10 protein-coding genes are annotated in these 14,217 nt (G+C 69.7%); 4 read left to right on the forward strand and 6 right to left on the reverse strand.

The genetic code is table 11. From position 1 onward, the window contains the following. Window positions 1-13: 13 nt before the first annotated feature. Window positions 14-970, reverse strand: a complete 957-nt coding sequence (locus AB0N68_RS03290; RefSeq protein ID WP_280564743.1) for an intradiol ring-cleavage dioxygenase — start codon at window positions 968-970, stop codon at window positions 14-16. 367 nt (window positions 971-1,337) lie between these two features. Here AB0N68_RS03290 and AB0N68_RS03295 point away from each other — a divergent pair, with 367 nt between their 5' ends. Then, window positions 1,338-1,952: a TetR/AcrR family transcriptional regulator gene (locus AB0N68_RS03295; RefSeq protein WP_187663198.1), complete on the forward strand. Its 615-nt coding sequence runs from the start codon at window positions 1,338-1,340 to the stop codon at window positions 1,950-1,952. Window positions 1,953-1,961: 9 nt separating this feature from the next. Here AB0N68_RS03295 and AB0N68_RS03300 read toward each other — a convergent pair whose 3' ends face one another. Beyond that, window positions 1,962-3,152, reverse strand: coding sequence for a low temperature requirement protein A (locus AB0N68_RS03300; RefSeq protein ID WP_396654843.1), 1,191 nt, complete (start codon window positions 3,150-3,152; stop codon window positions 1,962-1,964). A gap of 313 nt (window positions 3,153-3,465) precedes the next feature. Here AB0N68_RS03300 and AB0N68_RS03305 point away from each other — a divergent pair, with 313 nt between their 5' ends. Genes AB0N68_RS03305 through AB0N68_RS03315 form a run of 3 tightly spaced genes read left to right on the forward strand, consistent with a single transcriptional unit; the run spans window position 3,466 to window position 7,323 of the window. Beyond that, the gene (locus tag AB0N68_RS03305; RefSeq protein ID WP_268777657.1) at window positions 3,466-4,992 is read left to right on the forward strand and encodes a sugar transferase; all 1,527 of its coding nucleotides are present in this window, start codon (window positions 3,466-3,468) and stop codon (window positions 4,990-4,992) included. Window positions 4,993-4,996: 4 nt separating this feature from the next. Next, window positions 4,997-6,190: a DUF1972 domain-containing protein gene (locus AB0N68_RS03310; RefSeq protein WP_280564739.1), complete on the forward strand. Its 1,194-nt coding sequence runs from the start codon at window positions 4,997-4,999 to the stop codon at window positions 6,188-6,190. Next, window positions 6,187-7,323, forward strand: coding sequence for a glycosyltransferase (locus AB0N68_RS03315; RefSeq protein ID WP_280564737.1), 1,137 nt, complete (start codon window positions 6,187-6,189; stop codon window positions 7,321-7,323). Before AB0N68_RS03310 ends, AB0N68_RS03315 begins: the two co-directional genes overlap by 4 nt. Window positions 7,324-7,368: 45 nt before the next feature. Here the strand turns inward: AB0N68_RS03315 and AB0N68_RS03320 are convergent, their stop codons facing one another. The 4 genes from AB0N68_RS03320 to AB0N68_RS03335 all read right to left on the reverse strand — a co-directional run bounded on the left by AB0N68_RS03320 (window position 7,369) and on the right by AB0N68_RS03335 (window position 14,214). Further along, window positions 7,369-8,679, reverse strand: coding sequence for an MATE family efflux transporter (locus AB0N68_RS03320; protein ID WP_187663194.1), 1,311 nt, complete (start codon window positions 8,677-8,679; stop codon window positions 7,369-7,371). A 10-nt stretch (window positions 8,680-8,689) separates the two neighbouring features. Next, window positions 8,690-11,314, reverse strand: a complete 2,625-nt coding sequence (locus AB0N68_RS03325) for a right-handed parallel beta-helix repeat-containing protein (protein ID WP_280564735.1) — start codon at window positions 11,312-11,314, stop codon at window positions 8,690-8,692. Between the two features lie 184 nt (window positions 11,315-11,498). After that, window positions 11,499-12,851, reverse strand: coding sequence for a tyrosine-protein kinase domain-containing protein (locus AB0N68_RS03330; protein WP_187663193.1), 1,353 nt, complete (start codon window positions 12,849-12,851; stop codon window positions 11,499-11,501). A gap of 55 nt (window positions 12,852-12,906) precedes the next feature. After that, window positions 12,907-14,214: a hypothetical protein gene (locus AB0N68_RS03335; RefSeq protein WP_280564731.1), complete on the reverse strand. Its 1,308-nt coding sequence runs from the start codon at window positions 14,212-14,214 to the stop codon at window positions 12,907-12,909. Between the last annotated feature and the right edge of the window lie 3 nt (window positions 14,215-14,217).

Here is a 14,217-nt window from a genome sequence, read left to right on the forward strand (position 1 = left end):
CGCTCCGACGACCTCAACTTCCCGGCGGGCGTCCGCTCCCGCTCCCGCCCGGTGCGGAACCGGCGCTCGGGGCGGTCGTGGTGTCGACGCCGATCACGAGCGTCGCCGTGTAGCCGCCGGCGACGCTCCCCGTCGTCGTCGCGAGTTGCGATGCCCCGCCGTCGTCGCTGAAGACGTTGTCGGAGGTCAGCGTGATCCGTGCCAGGTTGTCCGCCGATCCGGCGTATGCCGTCTCCGCGTAGACCGCTCCGCAGGCGTCTTCGGGCAGCGCGAGCTGGGATGTCGCGATCGCGTTCGATGCTTCGGTGATCGATGCCGCGTCCGGGTAGACCTCGAAGTGGATGTGGGGCCACCGCCCCGAATAGCACCCGGGGAACACGGACGTGAAGGAGACCCTGCCGTCGCCGTCAGCGACCTGCACCCCTCGGAGATAGGAGACGTCCTCGAGCCCCGACGAGTAGAGCGAGTACTCCCCCTGGGCGTTGCAGTGCCAGGCGTACACGGCGACGCCCGCGAACGGCACCCCTCCGTTCGCGAGGTCGAGGATCTGCAACTCGAACGAGAGCGGGACCCCGTCCGCGGTGGCACCGCCGTCGATGGACGAGCGGATGTCCTGGCGGATGATCCCCGCCTCGTCGAGGACGTCGGGACCGTTCGAGCCGTCGCCCGGGTAGGGGCCGGCGGTCTCATCCGGGATCTCCGTGATCGCGGAGTCCGATGCGGTGGCGCCGGCGCTGGGCGTGGGCGTGGCGGTCGTCGACGACGAGCCGGTGGCTGTCGGAGCGCAGGCGGCGAGGACGACGGCGCCGAGGCCGAGGCCGCCGCCGATCAGGAGCCCGCGGCGGCTCATCAGCGTCCGGAGATCGAAGGCGACGCCCTGGTCGACCACCTCTTCGTCCGCGCGATCCAGCGGTCGTCCTTCGTACATGGGCCCCTGCGGCGTCGACGTCGGTTCGGGGATCCGGCTCATGATGTGCTCCTCTCGAGCGTGGGCGGCGTTGCCCCCGATGCTCGACGAGTGAACAATCAGGGAGCTATGCGCGACCGATGAGGAGCCTAGAAGCGGGAGCAGAGCGGAGGATGCGGGGACATCGCTCCGCTCTGCAGCGCTGGCGCTCGAAGAACTCGGCGGACAACGCAGGGCCGGGGCGATGGGGGAATCGCTCGCGCGGCCACGAAGACGGCCGGCATGCAGGGGACATGCGCGGCCGTGGCGCATCCAGTGCAACACGCAGCTTGGCACCTGTCAAGTTTTTCCTGGACGTCTGTCCAGATCCGCGAGAATGCCATAGCATTGCCCGCACCGATCCCGAAGGGGACGAGACCGGGGGCACAGCATGACGACGGCGACCAAGCGGGCGGAACGCGCAGGGGTGGACAAGTTCGCGATCCGCCGGCGAGCGCTGGCCGAAGCGGCGCTGGAGGCGATCGCCGAGCGCGGGTTCGCCAGGACGGGACTCCGCGAGATCGCCCAGCATTCGGAGCTCTCGCACGGAGCCCTGCACTACTACTTCACCGACAAGAACGACCTCATCGCGGAGGCCGTGCGGATCTCCAAGGGCGGGCTCGGTGACCGCTACCTCGCCGTCATGGAGGAGGCGGAGACCGCGGAGGACCTGGCGGCCGGCGCCGCGGAGGAGCTCGCCAGGAGCGTGCACGACGACGCCCGCCTGCACCGGCTCTGGTACGACCTCCGCAATCAATCGCTGTTCGAGTCCGGCTTCGGCGACACGATCGCGGAGGTCGAGGCGGACCTGCAGGAGGCCATCTGGCGCGTGGTCGAGCGCTACTCCGAGCTGCGCGGTCGGCCCTGCCGCTTCACGCCGCTCTTCGCGTATGCGCTGACGGACGGCATGATGCAGCACGCCCTCATCCGTCACCTCCGCGGTGACACCGAGGCGATCGCGCGCCTGCGCGTCGAATGCCTGGACCTGTTCGCCGCCAGCGTCTGACCGCGGCGCTCAGGCGTCCGTCGCCGCGGCGCCGCGGGGAATCGGCGGCCGCATCACCAGCACCGCCACGATCCACACCATGACCGCTGCCGTCAGCGCCACCGGCACGGGCACGAACGGGTCGAGCAGGACGAGCAGCGCCCCCACGGGGATGACCGTGTTGACGACGCGGTCGGCATTGTCGCGGATGGCGACCCACCAGATCCCGATGAGGAACACCGCGATCGGGATGGACACCGTGAAGGTGGCCGCCACGGGAGCGAGATGGCTCTCCCCCGTCATCACGTCCAGCTCCACCTCGATGCCGGCGGAGAAGGCCGCGGCCGCCGCGAAGACGAAGTAGTGCGTGTAGCCGTAGCGCAGCGAACGGCCGAGAGTGGTGATGGCCCGGTGGTGGGGCGGCCAGAAGTAGATCCACCACAACGCCGCCGTCACGACGAAGGCGAGGGCCGAGATGGCCAGGAGCGGACCCAGGGCCTCCACCTCGTCCAGCGCGTCGATGATCGCGTTGGCGGAGGCGAGGAGGCTCTCGCCGAGCACGATGAGAGTGAACAGACCGTAGCGCTCCGTGATGTGGTGCGGATGCCAGGGTGTCTGGTGCCGGCGCTCGGCGAACACCGGGACCGCGATCTCGATGAGCGCGAAGACGACGAAGGCTGCGAGTTGCACGGGGCCGGATGGGATCAGCAGGAACAGAAGCCACAGCACCTGCACGACGGCGACGCCGAGGGCGTACCGCAGAGCGACGCGCCGGAGCGGGCCCTCGTTCCGCGAGGCGCGCAGCCACTGCGCCACCATCGCGATCCGCATGACGACGTAGCCCACCACGGGGAGCGTGAAGTCGCCCTCCTCGAAGGCCCCGGGGATCCCGGCGGCGAGGATGAGGACGCCCGCCATCTGGACGAACGTGGCGATCCGGTACGGCCAGTCGTCCGTGTCGAACGAGGTCGCGAACCAGGTGAAGTTCATCCACGCCCACCAGATCGCGAAGAAGAGCATCGCGTAGGAGGTGATCCCGTGGAGGAAGTCGCCGTGGCTCAGCGCGTGATGCAGCTGCGCCGAGGCGATGCTCACCGCCACCACGAAGACGAGGTCGAAGAAGAGCTCCAGCGGACTCGCGGCCCGATGCGGCTGACCGGGGTCGCGCGGCCGCATGGGCTGCAGACGGAAGCGAGGACTCGATGTCGGGTGCGCGGTCACCGCGACAGACTAGCTCCGGGTGCACCCTCGCATGCGGTATTCCGGAACGGGTTTTCGCTCACCCCCGGGAAGCGCTTCCGTCGGGCGGCCGAATCCGCTACAGTGATGACCGTCTGCAGTGCCTGCTGCACGCCTCGTCGGTTTGGGACGACGAGGACACCTTCTCGATGTGGGATCGCGAAGCTTCAGCAGGACCCGAGGGGTCGGGACGCAGACGTGTCCGTGAACGTGGGGTTCATGGTCTGGGGAAAACTGGGGAAACGATGGCGCACTGGGGTTATCTGCGTACATTCACGGCTCAAGGGGCCTCGGCATGACTTCCGTCGAGGATGCTCTGAGCATCGCTCGTACGGGTTTCACGCCGATCACGGCTCCGCGGGCGACCGCGTCGGTGACGCATGCGGCGAGCACGCCGCGTGTCTCGGCGACGCTCGAACGACGCCTGCAGTGGGAGCGTCGCTATCGGATGCGGCTGCGGATCACGGATGCGGCTGTCATCCTGATCGCCGTCGCACTGACGGCGGCGGTCCAGCTGCTCACCGGCGTCACGGTGATCGAGGCCGTGCGCAACGCCGCATTGCTGGGTCTCGCCTGGTACCTGATGCTGTCGGCGCTCAACAGCCGAGCCGCCGCCATCTTCGGGTCTGGGGCCACGGAGTACCGTCGCGTCGCGCACGCGGCGGGTCTCGCCTTCGGCATCACCGCCATTGCGGGCGTGCTCCTGGAGTGGGAAGGGCTGCAGCCGCTGTTCTTCATCGCGCTCCCGGTCGGCATGCTCGGTCTCCTCTTCGCCCGCTGGGCCTGGCGTCGCTGGCTGCAGCGGCAGCGCCTGTCCGGACGGTTCGCGTCGAGGACACTGGTGGTCGGCGCCACCGAGGACGTCGAGTATGTGATCGACTCCCTGCAGAAGGGCGGGGAGAACGGCTACCACGTCGTGGGGACGACGTTGCTGGATCGCAATGCCGGCGCGCTCAGGATCGGGGAGAGCATCTACCCGGTCGTGGGCGATCTGGACACCGTCGCCCCCGCGGCGGCACAGCTCGGGGCGGACACCATCATCGTGGCGAGCCGCCCCGAGGGGTCCCCCGACTTCGTCAAGCAGCTCAGCTGGCAGCTCGAAGGCACGGCCGCCGAGCTCGTCCTCTCGAGCCGCCTGACGGACGTCGCGGGTCCTCGCATCTCGCTCCGCCAGGTCGACGGCCTGCCGCTGATCCAGGTGAAGATCCCGACCTACGAGGGCGGCGTCCACCTGCTGAAGCGCGCCCTCGACGTACTGGTGGCCGCCATCGCGCTGATTCCGATCGCGCTGCTCACACCTGTGCTCAGCGCTCTCATCAAGCTCGACTCTCCGGGGCCCGTGTTCTTCTTCCAGGAGCGTGTCGGCCGGGACGGCCGTACGTTCAAGATGGTCAAGTTCCGTTCCATGCGCACCGACGCCGAGAAGCAGCTCGCGGCGCTGAAGGACCACAACGAGGGCGCCGGCCTCCTCTTCAAGATGAAGGACGACCCCCGCGTGACCCGCGTCGGGAAGGTGCTGCGCAAGCTGTCGCTGGATGAGCTCCCGCAGTTCTGGAACGTGCTGGTCGGCGACATGAGCGTCGTCGGTCCGCGGCCGCCGCTGCCCAGCGAGGTCACCGCTTACGACGGCACCGTGTTCCGCCGCCTGTACATCAAGCCCGGGATCACGGGTCTGTGGCAGGTCTCCGGACGCAGCGACCTGTCGTGGGACGAGAGCGTGCGGCTCGACCTGCGCTACGTGGAGAACTGGTCCGTCATGAACGATCTGCAGATCATGTGGCGCACCGCGAAGGTCATGGCGCAGCCGAGCGGGGCATACTGAGCGGATGAGCACTACGACACCCCTCACGATCGCGATGGTGGGGACCCGCGGCGTGCCTGCGGCCTACGGCGGATTCGAGACGGCCATCGAAGAGGTGGGGCGACGGCTCGCCGACCGTGGCCACGACGTCGTCGTGTACACCCGCGGCTCCGAGCACCGCGAGAAGGAGTACCTCGGCATGCGCGTGGTGCACCTCCCCGCGGTCCCGGTGAAGCAGATCGAGACCCTCAGCCACACCGGGCTGTCGGCCCTGCATCTGCTCTTCCACCGCCGCCCCGACGCGACCTTCGTCTTCAACGCCGCGAACTCGCCGTTCCTCCCGCTGCTCCGGCTGCGCCGGGCGCCCGTCGCCCTGCACATGGACGGTCTGGAGTGGCGCCGGTCGAAGTGGGGTCCCCGCGGCAAGGCGTACTATCGCTGGGCCGAGCAGTTCGGCGTCCGCACCGCGGACGCGCTCATCGCCGACGCCCCCGGCATCTCCGACTACTACCGCCACCAGTTCGACGTGCCCACGGAGCTCATCCGATACGGCGCGCCGATCCTCGATCAGCCGCCGACGCACCGCCTGGCCGAGATGGACCTCACTCCGAACGGCTACCACCTCGTCGTCGCTCGGTTCGAGCCGGAGAACCACGTGCTCGAGATCGTCCGCGGATACCGCGCCAGCGCCGCGCGACTGCCGCTCGTGGTCGTCGGCTCCGCGCCGTACGCCGCCGGATACATCCAGGAGATCCGGAACGCCGCCGAGGGCGACGAGCGGATCCGCCTCGTGGGCGGCGTCTACGACCAGGAGCTCCTCGACGGGCTCTACGCCCACGCCGCCACCTACCTGCACGGCCACTCCGTCGGTGGCACCAACCCGTCGCTCCTGCGCGCCATGGGTGCGGGCACCGCGGTGATCGGCTACGAGGTGCCCTTCAACCGGGAGGTCCTCGGCGGCAACGGCTGGTTCTTCGCCGACGCGGATGACGTCGCGACCCACGTCGCGGCCGCCGAAGCCGACCCCACGACCCGCGACGCGCATGCAGCCGCGGTGCAGGAGATCGCCCGCACGCGCTTCCGCTGGGACGACGTCGCGGACGAGTACGAAGACCTCGCCCGCCGTCTGTCCGAAGGCTCCAGCGTCCACGCGTCCGCCCGGCGTGCGCGCCGACGGAGCGCCGACTGGGCCCCCGCCCCCGCGGACGCGACACGATGACCACCGGCGTGAAGCGGAAGACCGCCCTTCTCGTGCATCCCGGTGCCGAGATGTTCGGGTCGGACCGCATGCTCCTCGAGAGCGCGACCGGTCTCGTGGAGGCGGGCGCCCGTGTGGTGGTCGCCCTTCCGAGCTCGGGTCTGCTCGTCCCGCCGCTGCGCGCCGCCGGAGCAGAGGTCGTCATCCTGCCGATGCTCGTCCTGCGCAAGGTGCTGCTCACCCCGCGCGGTCTGCCCCGCCTGTTCCGCGACATGTTCCGGGGCCTCGGCGCCGCATGGCGTCTGATCGGACGCGTGCGCCCCGACGCCGTCTACGTGTCGACCATCATCATTCCGCAATGGCCCCTCGTGGCCCGACTCCGCGGCACTCGCGCGGTCAGTCACGTGCACGAGGCGGAGGCCTCCGGGAGCACGCTGGTGAACCGCCTGCTCTACATGCCGCACCTCGCCTCCGTCCGCACCCTCGTGAACAGCCGCTTCAGCCTCGACACCATCCGGCGCGCGCTGCCCGCTCTCGCCGACCGCACCCGGATCGTCGCCAACGGCGTCGCGTCGCCCCCGCACCCCGCGCCGCCGCGGCCCCGGATCGACGGCGCCCTCCGCGTGCTGTACGTCGGGCGGCTCTCGCCTCGGAAGGGTCCCGACCTCGTCATCGACGCCGCGGCGGCAGTGCAGGCGGAGGGGCGGCCCGTCGAGGTCACGCTCCTCGGGGCGGTCTTCGAGGGATACGAATGGTACGAGCGCGAACTGCGCGCCCGTGCCGCAGAGACCGGGGTCCCCGTCACCTTCGCGGGATTCCACGCCGACATCTGGCCGTTCCTCGCGGAAGCCGACGTGCTGGTCGTGCCCTCCCGGGTGGACGAGCCGTTCGGGAACACCGCCGTCGAGGGCGTTCTGGGGCTCCGCCCCGTCATCGCGAGCGACAGCAGCGGTCTGCGCGAGGCCGCGGGCGGCTACGCCACGGCGCAGCTGGTCGCACCGGACGATGCTCCGGCGATCGCCGCCGCACTCGACGACGTGTGCGCACGGTGGGACGACCTCGTGGGCAGTGTGGCCGAGAGCCGCGACGAAGCCCTGCGTCGGCACGCACCTGCGGTCTACCGCGCCGGCGTCACCGCCGGCGTCCTCGACTGACGACCCGCGGGTATCCGCACGGCGCCGGGCGCGCGCGACCTGGGCTCACGCCGAGACGGCGGCCTCGGCCGTGAGCCGCGCCCGATGACGAACGATGTAGATCGAGAACGGGATCAGCTGACAGACCAGGAGCGCGAAGGCGACACCGAGGAGCGGACCGGCGATACCGAGGATCGGTGTGAGGACGAACGCCAGGGTGACCCCGACCGCGGCCATGCTGAGGGTGGGGATCACCTGGAATCGGATCCCGGGCTTGTCCATGATGAACATCCCGAGCGGGTAGACAGCCGCCGTGAGCATGATCATGAGGCCGAACGCGAAGATCGTGGTCGGCCGGACCTCCAGCTCTCCCTGCGTGATGAACCCGAACAGCCACGGCCCGACGAGCCACACCACCACCGTCGCGAGGGCGACGGCCACGGCGAACAGTCCGGAGAGCAGGAATGGTCCGCGGCGGAGATCGCCCTGGTGTCGCATGCGAGCGAAATGCGGCCAGAGCGCGAGCCCACCGGCCATCACCAGACCGTTGAGCGCGAAGAAGACCTGCCCGGCCACACCGTACTCGGCGACGTCGGTCGGACCGCCGAGCTGGGCGATCACGTACCGCTGCGACCCCACCGCGATCGGATACGTCACCATCTGAGCCAGCATCGGCCATCCCACGTCCATCACCCGTACGCCAGGGAACCGTCGCGGGCGCAGGACCATGCGCGCAGCCTCGGGGATCAACGGAGACGTGGTCCGAGCGGTGATGAGGACGCCGAGGATCGAGACGATCAGCGAGGCCGCGAACGACGCGATCGCCGCGTAGGAATGCAGATTCTCGCCACCGAACGTCAGCAGCAGCCACACCCCGGCCAGCGTGAGCGGCGAGATGAGGCCCTGCAGCAGGATCACGATGTGGTTCTTGCGCTGCCCGAGCATGATCCGCGCCCAGATGCCCAGCGGGATACCGAGACAGAAGATCGTCACGCAGAAGAAGGCGGCCAGCGACGCCCCCGGCTCTCCTCCGGCATCGCCGAACACGATCTCCCAGGCACCGGTGGCCAGGAGCACGGTGTTGATCGCCATGGCGGAGGCCGCGAACATCAGCAGCACCCGGCCGACCGACGTGAGCTGATAGCGGAGCTTCTCGTCCGTCCTCACGTCGTCGCTCGTGGCCACGGCGTTCACGAGCACGGCGCCGCTGCCGAGATCGGTGAAGGTCAGCAGCGACGGGATCGTCGTGAGCAGCGTGTAGAGGGCGAAGCTGCCGACGCCCGCGTCTCCGATGATCATCCGCGTCGTGAGAACGCCGCAGACCAGCGCGATGACCATCGTCAGCGCGCGGGCGCCGACAGCGAGAAGAGAACCCATACCTAGATCGTCACCGCGGCAGGGCTCCCAGCGTCGCGCTGTTGCCGGGGAGTCGCGATACCGAGGCGATATCCGCCGGCACCGGGACCGCCACTGCGGCCTGACGCTGCGCCTGCGCGGGCGCCAGCACGTACGTGGCGGACACCACGGAGGCTCCCTGCACGAACTGCGAGCGGCGGTCCTGACCCGTCGCCGCGGTGAACGCCGCGAGGGTGTCTGCCACCGCCGGATCCCGCGAGACGGATCCCTTCGACCAGGCCGAGAACCATCGGGGCGTGCCGGGGGCGGTGCGGTGGTAGAGGTTGCCGTTCACGCTCGACATCATCTGCGCACCGGTGAAGGTGGTCGAGTAGTCCTGTACGCAGACCAGGCAGTTGCCCGCGCTCTCCGCCATGACGTTGTTGGACATCACGGTGTTGCGCACGATCCACGGCGCCAGCGGTGCGAAGCGCGTGCGCGGATCGTGGCCCGCCGCGTTCGGGTCGGAGGCTCGGCGACCGTCCTGACCGATGCTGACGTTCCGGTTGGCGTTGCCGACGAAGGTGTTGTTCCAGATCTTCACGTTGCCGGAGTTCAGGACGAACAGCCCGAAGTCGCCGTTGCGGGCGATGATGTTGTCGGCGACGACCGCCCGCTCCGAGAGCTCGACCATGACACCGTGACCGGTGTTGCCGATCACGTCGTTACCCGTGAAGACGATGTCGATGACCGATTCGTCGAACCACGGACCACGACCGGCGTTACCCGTGAACGCGCTGTCGGTGACGGTCACTCCGCGCGTCCGGGTGACCTTGAACGCGCCGGACACCGGGGAGTGGTTGAAGCGCTCGGCGTTGTTCCCGACGGAGAGCATCTGCTTCACCTTCAAGCCGTCGGCCTGGGAGGCGCCGCCACCGAGGAGACCGTTGCCGATCAACGAGACGCGCGTCAACGTCGTCCTCGGCGCCCAGGAGTAGAAGCCGGTCGTCGAGTTGTCGCGGATCGTCACGTCGGCGAGCGTGATGTCGCTCGCTGCGGCGATGACGGTCCCCATCTGGGGCACGCTGGTGGCGTACCGGCGGATGCCGATGCCGCGCACCTCGGATCCGGCGGACCGGATCGAGAGCGCCTGGGTGAGCACGCTCGCCTCCACGGGCTTGCCCGTCGGGTCGGTGCCGATCACGAGCCGCTTCGCCCGATCGTCGACGAAGAAGGTCCCGGCGACGACCTGCGCGGCGGAGGCGACCTCCCGCAGCTGCACGCCCGCGACCCACACCTGGTCCGGATGCGCGGCCATCGGGTGCGCGGGATCGACGAAGCGCCACTCCGGCTGGGTGTTGTCGGGCGCTCCCTTCGTGTATGTGGGGCTCGAGTCGAGCGCGGTCCCCCAGCCGTCGACCGTCCAGGTCTTGCCTGCGGGCTTCCAGCCGGTGACGGTCTTCGCGCCGTCCATCCAGACCGCCTCGTTCGGAGCGGGCTGGATCGTGACGCGCTTCTGCGGCGGCACGACGATCTCCTCGTGGTAGGTGCCACCGCGGAGCACGATGGTGCCGCCGTTCGGCACCAGCCGCAGCGCGGCCGCGATCGTGCGCACCGGCGAGTTCTTCGTACCGGCAGCGCCGTCCGATCCGCCCGGCGCCGCGTAGATCGCGGTGGCGGGTGCCGGGTACGACAGCGACCCCGGGGCGGCGGCGCCCGGCTTCCCGCGGACACCGGCCGGGGTGGCAGGTGGAGCGGGTGTCACCGGGGTGGTCGGCGTCACCGGGGGAACCGGAACCGGGTTCGGCGCAGGAGCCGGGTTCGGCGCGGGGGCGGGCGTCGGCGTCGGCGTCGGAGTGGGAGTCGCCACCGGCGCGGGCGCGGCTGCGAGCACGTCGTCGATCGCGAGCGGGACGGCGGCCTTCGCTCCGGAGGACGTGTACAGCGCGAAGCCGTAACCACCCGCGGCCGTGATCCGCGTGGCCGAGGAATCGGCGTGCGTCACCTGCCACGCGGACGGCTCGTCCCCATCTGCCGCCCAGGCCTTGGCCGCGAGCGTCACCGGGCTGGTCCCGGTCACGTCGAGGGCGACGCGCAGCGACATGCCCGTCGTCACCGGGAAGGGGAGTCGTCGCTCGCTCAGGTTCTGCACAGTGGTGAGGTCGGTCATCCGGACCACGGACACGTAGGCGGAGCCGTCGGGGTGCACGCGGAGGCGCACACCGTAGGAGTCCTTGCCGACGATGCGGACGGCCTGGGCCAGGTAGAGCGGACCGCCGACGGGGAGGGCAGGGACCGTCACCGTGTAGCGGCTCGACACATCCGCCGCGGTCACCCCGGCCACGGTCGCCCGCGCCGTGATCCCGGGCTTCCGGCTGGCGAGCATCGCCTGCCCGTTCCCGACGCTCGACGCACCCTCGATGACACGCCAGGCCCCGACGGGAGAGGCGCCCCAGCCGGAGGCGACGGTGCGGTTCATCGGGTCGGAGAGGAGGGGACCCGCAGACGCTGCCGCCGGTCGGGCCGACGGCGAGGCGGCGGCGACCGCCGCGGAGGCCGGTGCGGCGATCAGCACTCCGGAGAGCGCGACGGCGACGCCCAGGGCACCCGCGAGCAGGCGATGGCGACGCCGTGGCGCCGCTGGCGATGAGAGACGAACAGGGAACGGAAAGGACACGATGTCACCGTTTCTGGGGTGGAATACACGATCACCCACGCTTCGCCGCAGTTTCAACCCCGGCGACAAAGTGCGAGCCCCCCTCGCAACCCATGAAGAATAACCGCCCGTCTGGACGATGGCAAACGATTCGAGCCCTTCCGCCGATATGCTGCACGCCTCCCCCGGGAGGACGGCGGGTCGCTCACTCGCTGTAGTACTCGCTGCGATGCCGGTCCGGACGCGCACGGTTGAGGACCGTGCCGAGGATGCGGGCGCCGCCCGATTCCAGCGATTTGATGCTCTTCGCCAGTGCCGCCCGCCGCGTCTTGGTGGCGTCGACGACGAGGATGACACCGTCCGTCTGGGTGGCCAGGAGGTTGGCGTCCGCGACGCTCAGCGTCGGGGGCGAGTCGATCACGACGTAGTCGTAGTCCGCGGCGGCGAAGTCGAGAAGCTGTGCCATGCGCGCCGACGTGAGCAGCTCGGCGGGGTTCGGCGGGATCGTCCCGGCAGGGAGGATGTCCAGCGTGGTGTCCGCGACGCGGTGCTTGGCCACCTCGAACTCCACCTCGTCGAGCAGGACGCTCGTGAGTCCGACCGAACCGTCGATGCCGGCGTGCTCGTGGGCACGCGGGCGGCGCATGTCGGCGTCGATGAGCAGGACGGAATTACGGAGCGCGGCGAGGGTCATCGCGAGATTCACCGACACGGTCGACTTGCCCTCGGCGGGCATACCGGAGGTCACCAGCAGCACCTTCACCCGGGACGACACGTTCGCGTACGCGAGCGCCGACCGGATACGGCGGAACTCCTCCGAGGTGTGGCCGAGCGGCTCCTGGGCGACGGCGATTCCCCGCGCCTCCAGCAGCGGCGACTTGGAGACGACGCCGAGCACGGGATCCCCGCCGGCCTGCGTCAGCGCCTCCTCGTTGCGGACACGGGTGTCCAGCACACCGATGAGCACGGCGGCCGCAAGGCCGAGCACGCCTCCGAGGAAACCGCCGAGGGCCGCGTCCCTGGGCTTGCTCGGAGTGAACTGGAACTCGGGGACGACGGCGTCGTCGATGACCTCGGCGGTGATGGTGGACTCGCCCTGCGGATCCTTCGGAGCGACGTCCTTGACGACCGTGATGAGCTGCTCGGCGACGGCGTTCGCGAGCTCGGCCGCAGCTTCCGGGTCGTCCGTGATGCCGGTGATCCGCAGGGTGACGGTGCTCTGCGGGATGGTCACCTCGATGTCCCTCGCGAGCGCGCGGGGCGTCGTGTCGAGCTCGAGCTCCTCGATCACCGGATCGAGCACGCGCGAGCTCGTCGCCAGCTGGGCGAACGACAGCATCTGGCTCTGGGTGTACACCGAGCCCTGGTTGAGGTCCGAGGCGCTCGTGCCCTGGTTCAGCGCGAAGTACAGCGAGGTCGTCGCCTGGAACAACGGCGTCTGCAGCGACGCGTATCCGTACGACCCCGCGGCGCCCACGACGCCGCACAGCACGATCAACCACCAGAACTTGCGCAGCGAGCCCGCGATGACACGCAGGCTGACCCGGCTCTCGGCCATGACTCCCCATTCCCCCTGAGGTCTCGATTCTAGAGGAGCCATCTGCACGGCCCGTTCACGTCTGCCGCACCTGTGGAGCGGGTCCGGTCGTCGCCGGCGGTGACGCCGTCCCGAGATCCCGCAGGAAGGCCTCTTCCGCGGTGGTGGATCGCGTTCCGGCGTCGCGCGCCCAGGTCACCGCGAGCCCGACGCAGAACCACAGGAACATGCTGTACTGCGTGATGAGGGCGACGACGACCAGACTCGGGAGCTGTCCGACGACGGCGAGGGCGGCGGGACTCCGCGTCGAGCGCCGCACGGCCATCAGCGCCGCGCAGACGACGGCCGCCATGATGAGCAGGGTCGGCACGTACCCGTACCGGAGGAGCGTGAGCACGAGGGCGTTGTCCACCGACCGGGCGAAGTATCCGAGGTAGTAGTCGCCGGAGACGAGGGAATGCCAGTCGCCGGGGTTCCCGAACAGCTGCACCTGTTCCAGGAGGACCAGCAGGTCCGTGCGGTAGTCGGCGCTGCCTCCGGCCTCGTCCCCCGCGGCACCGAAGACGGAATCGATGACGGGGATGACGATCGCGGTGCCGATCACCCCGGCGACGGCCACCGTCACCCGGAATCGCGTCGAGACCCCGACGATGAGGAAGGTGGACAGGACGAGTGTCAACACCAGTGTGAGCAGGCCCGCCCGACTGAATGTGAAGACCGTGGCGGTGGCGATGAGCACGATGCCGGCGATCTTCGGGAACAGTCGCCATCGTGTCGCCACGACGAACGCGGAGGACATCGCCAGCGCGGCGCCGAGCGCGATCGAGTGCCCCCACGCCCCCTCCGCACGCAGCACCCCGCCGCGCTCCTGCAGCGGGCTCCATGTGTCGTACACCACGCCGGACCCGGGAATGAGGACGAAGGGGTTGAAGGAGGTGAGGAACTCGACGACCGCGAGAGCGGCGGCCACGATCGCCACGACCGCGATCGTCGAGGTGATCCACTCGGTCGTCACGCGAGCGAGCACCACGCGCCCCCAGATGTAGGGGATCACCCACTCGAGAAGCGATGCCACGAGGGAGGCCAGGTCGACCGCGCCGAACCCGTACAACCCGACGACGACGAGGACGAACGCGGCGACCCAGGCATCGGCCGCCCGCAACGGCACCACCGACCAGTTCACGATGATCAGCAGGACGGTGAGCAGGGTGATCGCCGCCCAGTAGAAGCTGATGTTCACCCCTACCCAGAGAGGCACGAAGAACAGCACGACCGCCCACACGACGAAGGCGGTACGCGGGAGCAGCCGGAGTGCGAACACGACGATGGCCACTGCCGCGATTCCACCGAAGGCGAGGAGCGCGATCGGGACAGCAGTGGCCATGCG

Origin of the sequence: Microbacterium meiriae (genome assembly GCF_040685015.1) — a bacterium.
Taxonomy (GTDB): Bacteria; Actinomycetota; Actinomycetes; order Actinomycetales; family Microbacteriaceae; genus Microbacterium; species Microbacterium meiriae.

What these genes read in the sequence shown, in the direction of transcription:
- AB0N68_RS03290 (WP_280564743.1), bottom strand. Translation starts at nt 970, where the DNA reads ATGAGCCGGATCCCCGAACCGACGTCGACGCCGCAGGGGCCCATGTAC.
- AB0N68_RS03295 (WP_187663198.1), top strand. Translation starts at nt 1,338, where the DNA reads ATGACGACGGCGACCAAGCGGGCGGAACGCGCAGGGGTGGACAAGTTC.
- AB0N68_RS03305 (WP_268777657.1), top strand. Translation starts at nt 3,466, where the DNA reads ATGACTTCCGTCGAGGATGCTCTGAGCATCGCTCGTACGGGTTTCACG.
- AB0N68_RS03310 (WP_280564739.1), top strand. Translation starts at nt 4,997, where the DNA reads ATGAGCACTACGACACCCCTCACGATCGCGATGGTGGGGACCCGCGGC.
- AB0N68_RS03315 (WP_280564737.1), top strand. Translation starts at nt 6,187, where the DNA reads ATGACCACCGGCGTGAAGCGGAAGACCGCCCTTCTCGTGCATCCCGGT.
- AB0N68_RS03320 (WP_187663194.1), bottom strand. Translation starts at nt 8,679, where the DNA reads ATGGGTTCTCTTCTCGCTGTCGGCGCCCGCGCGCTGACGATGGTCATC.
- AB0N68_RS03330 (WP_187663193.1), bottom strand. Translation starts at nt 12,851, where the DNA reads ATGGCCGAGAGCCGGGTCAGCCTGCGTGTCATCGCGGGCTCGCTGCGC.
- AB0N68_RS03335 (WP_280564731.1), bottom strand. Translation starts at nt 14,214, where the DNA reads ATGGCCACTGCTGTCCCGATCGCGCTCCTCGCCTTCGGTGGAATCGCG.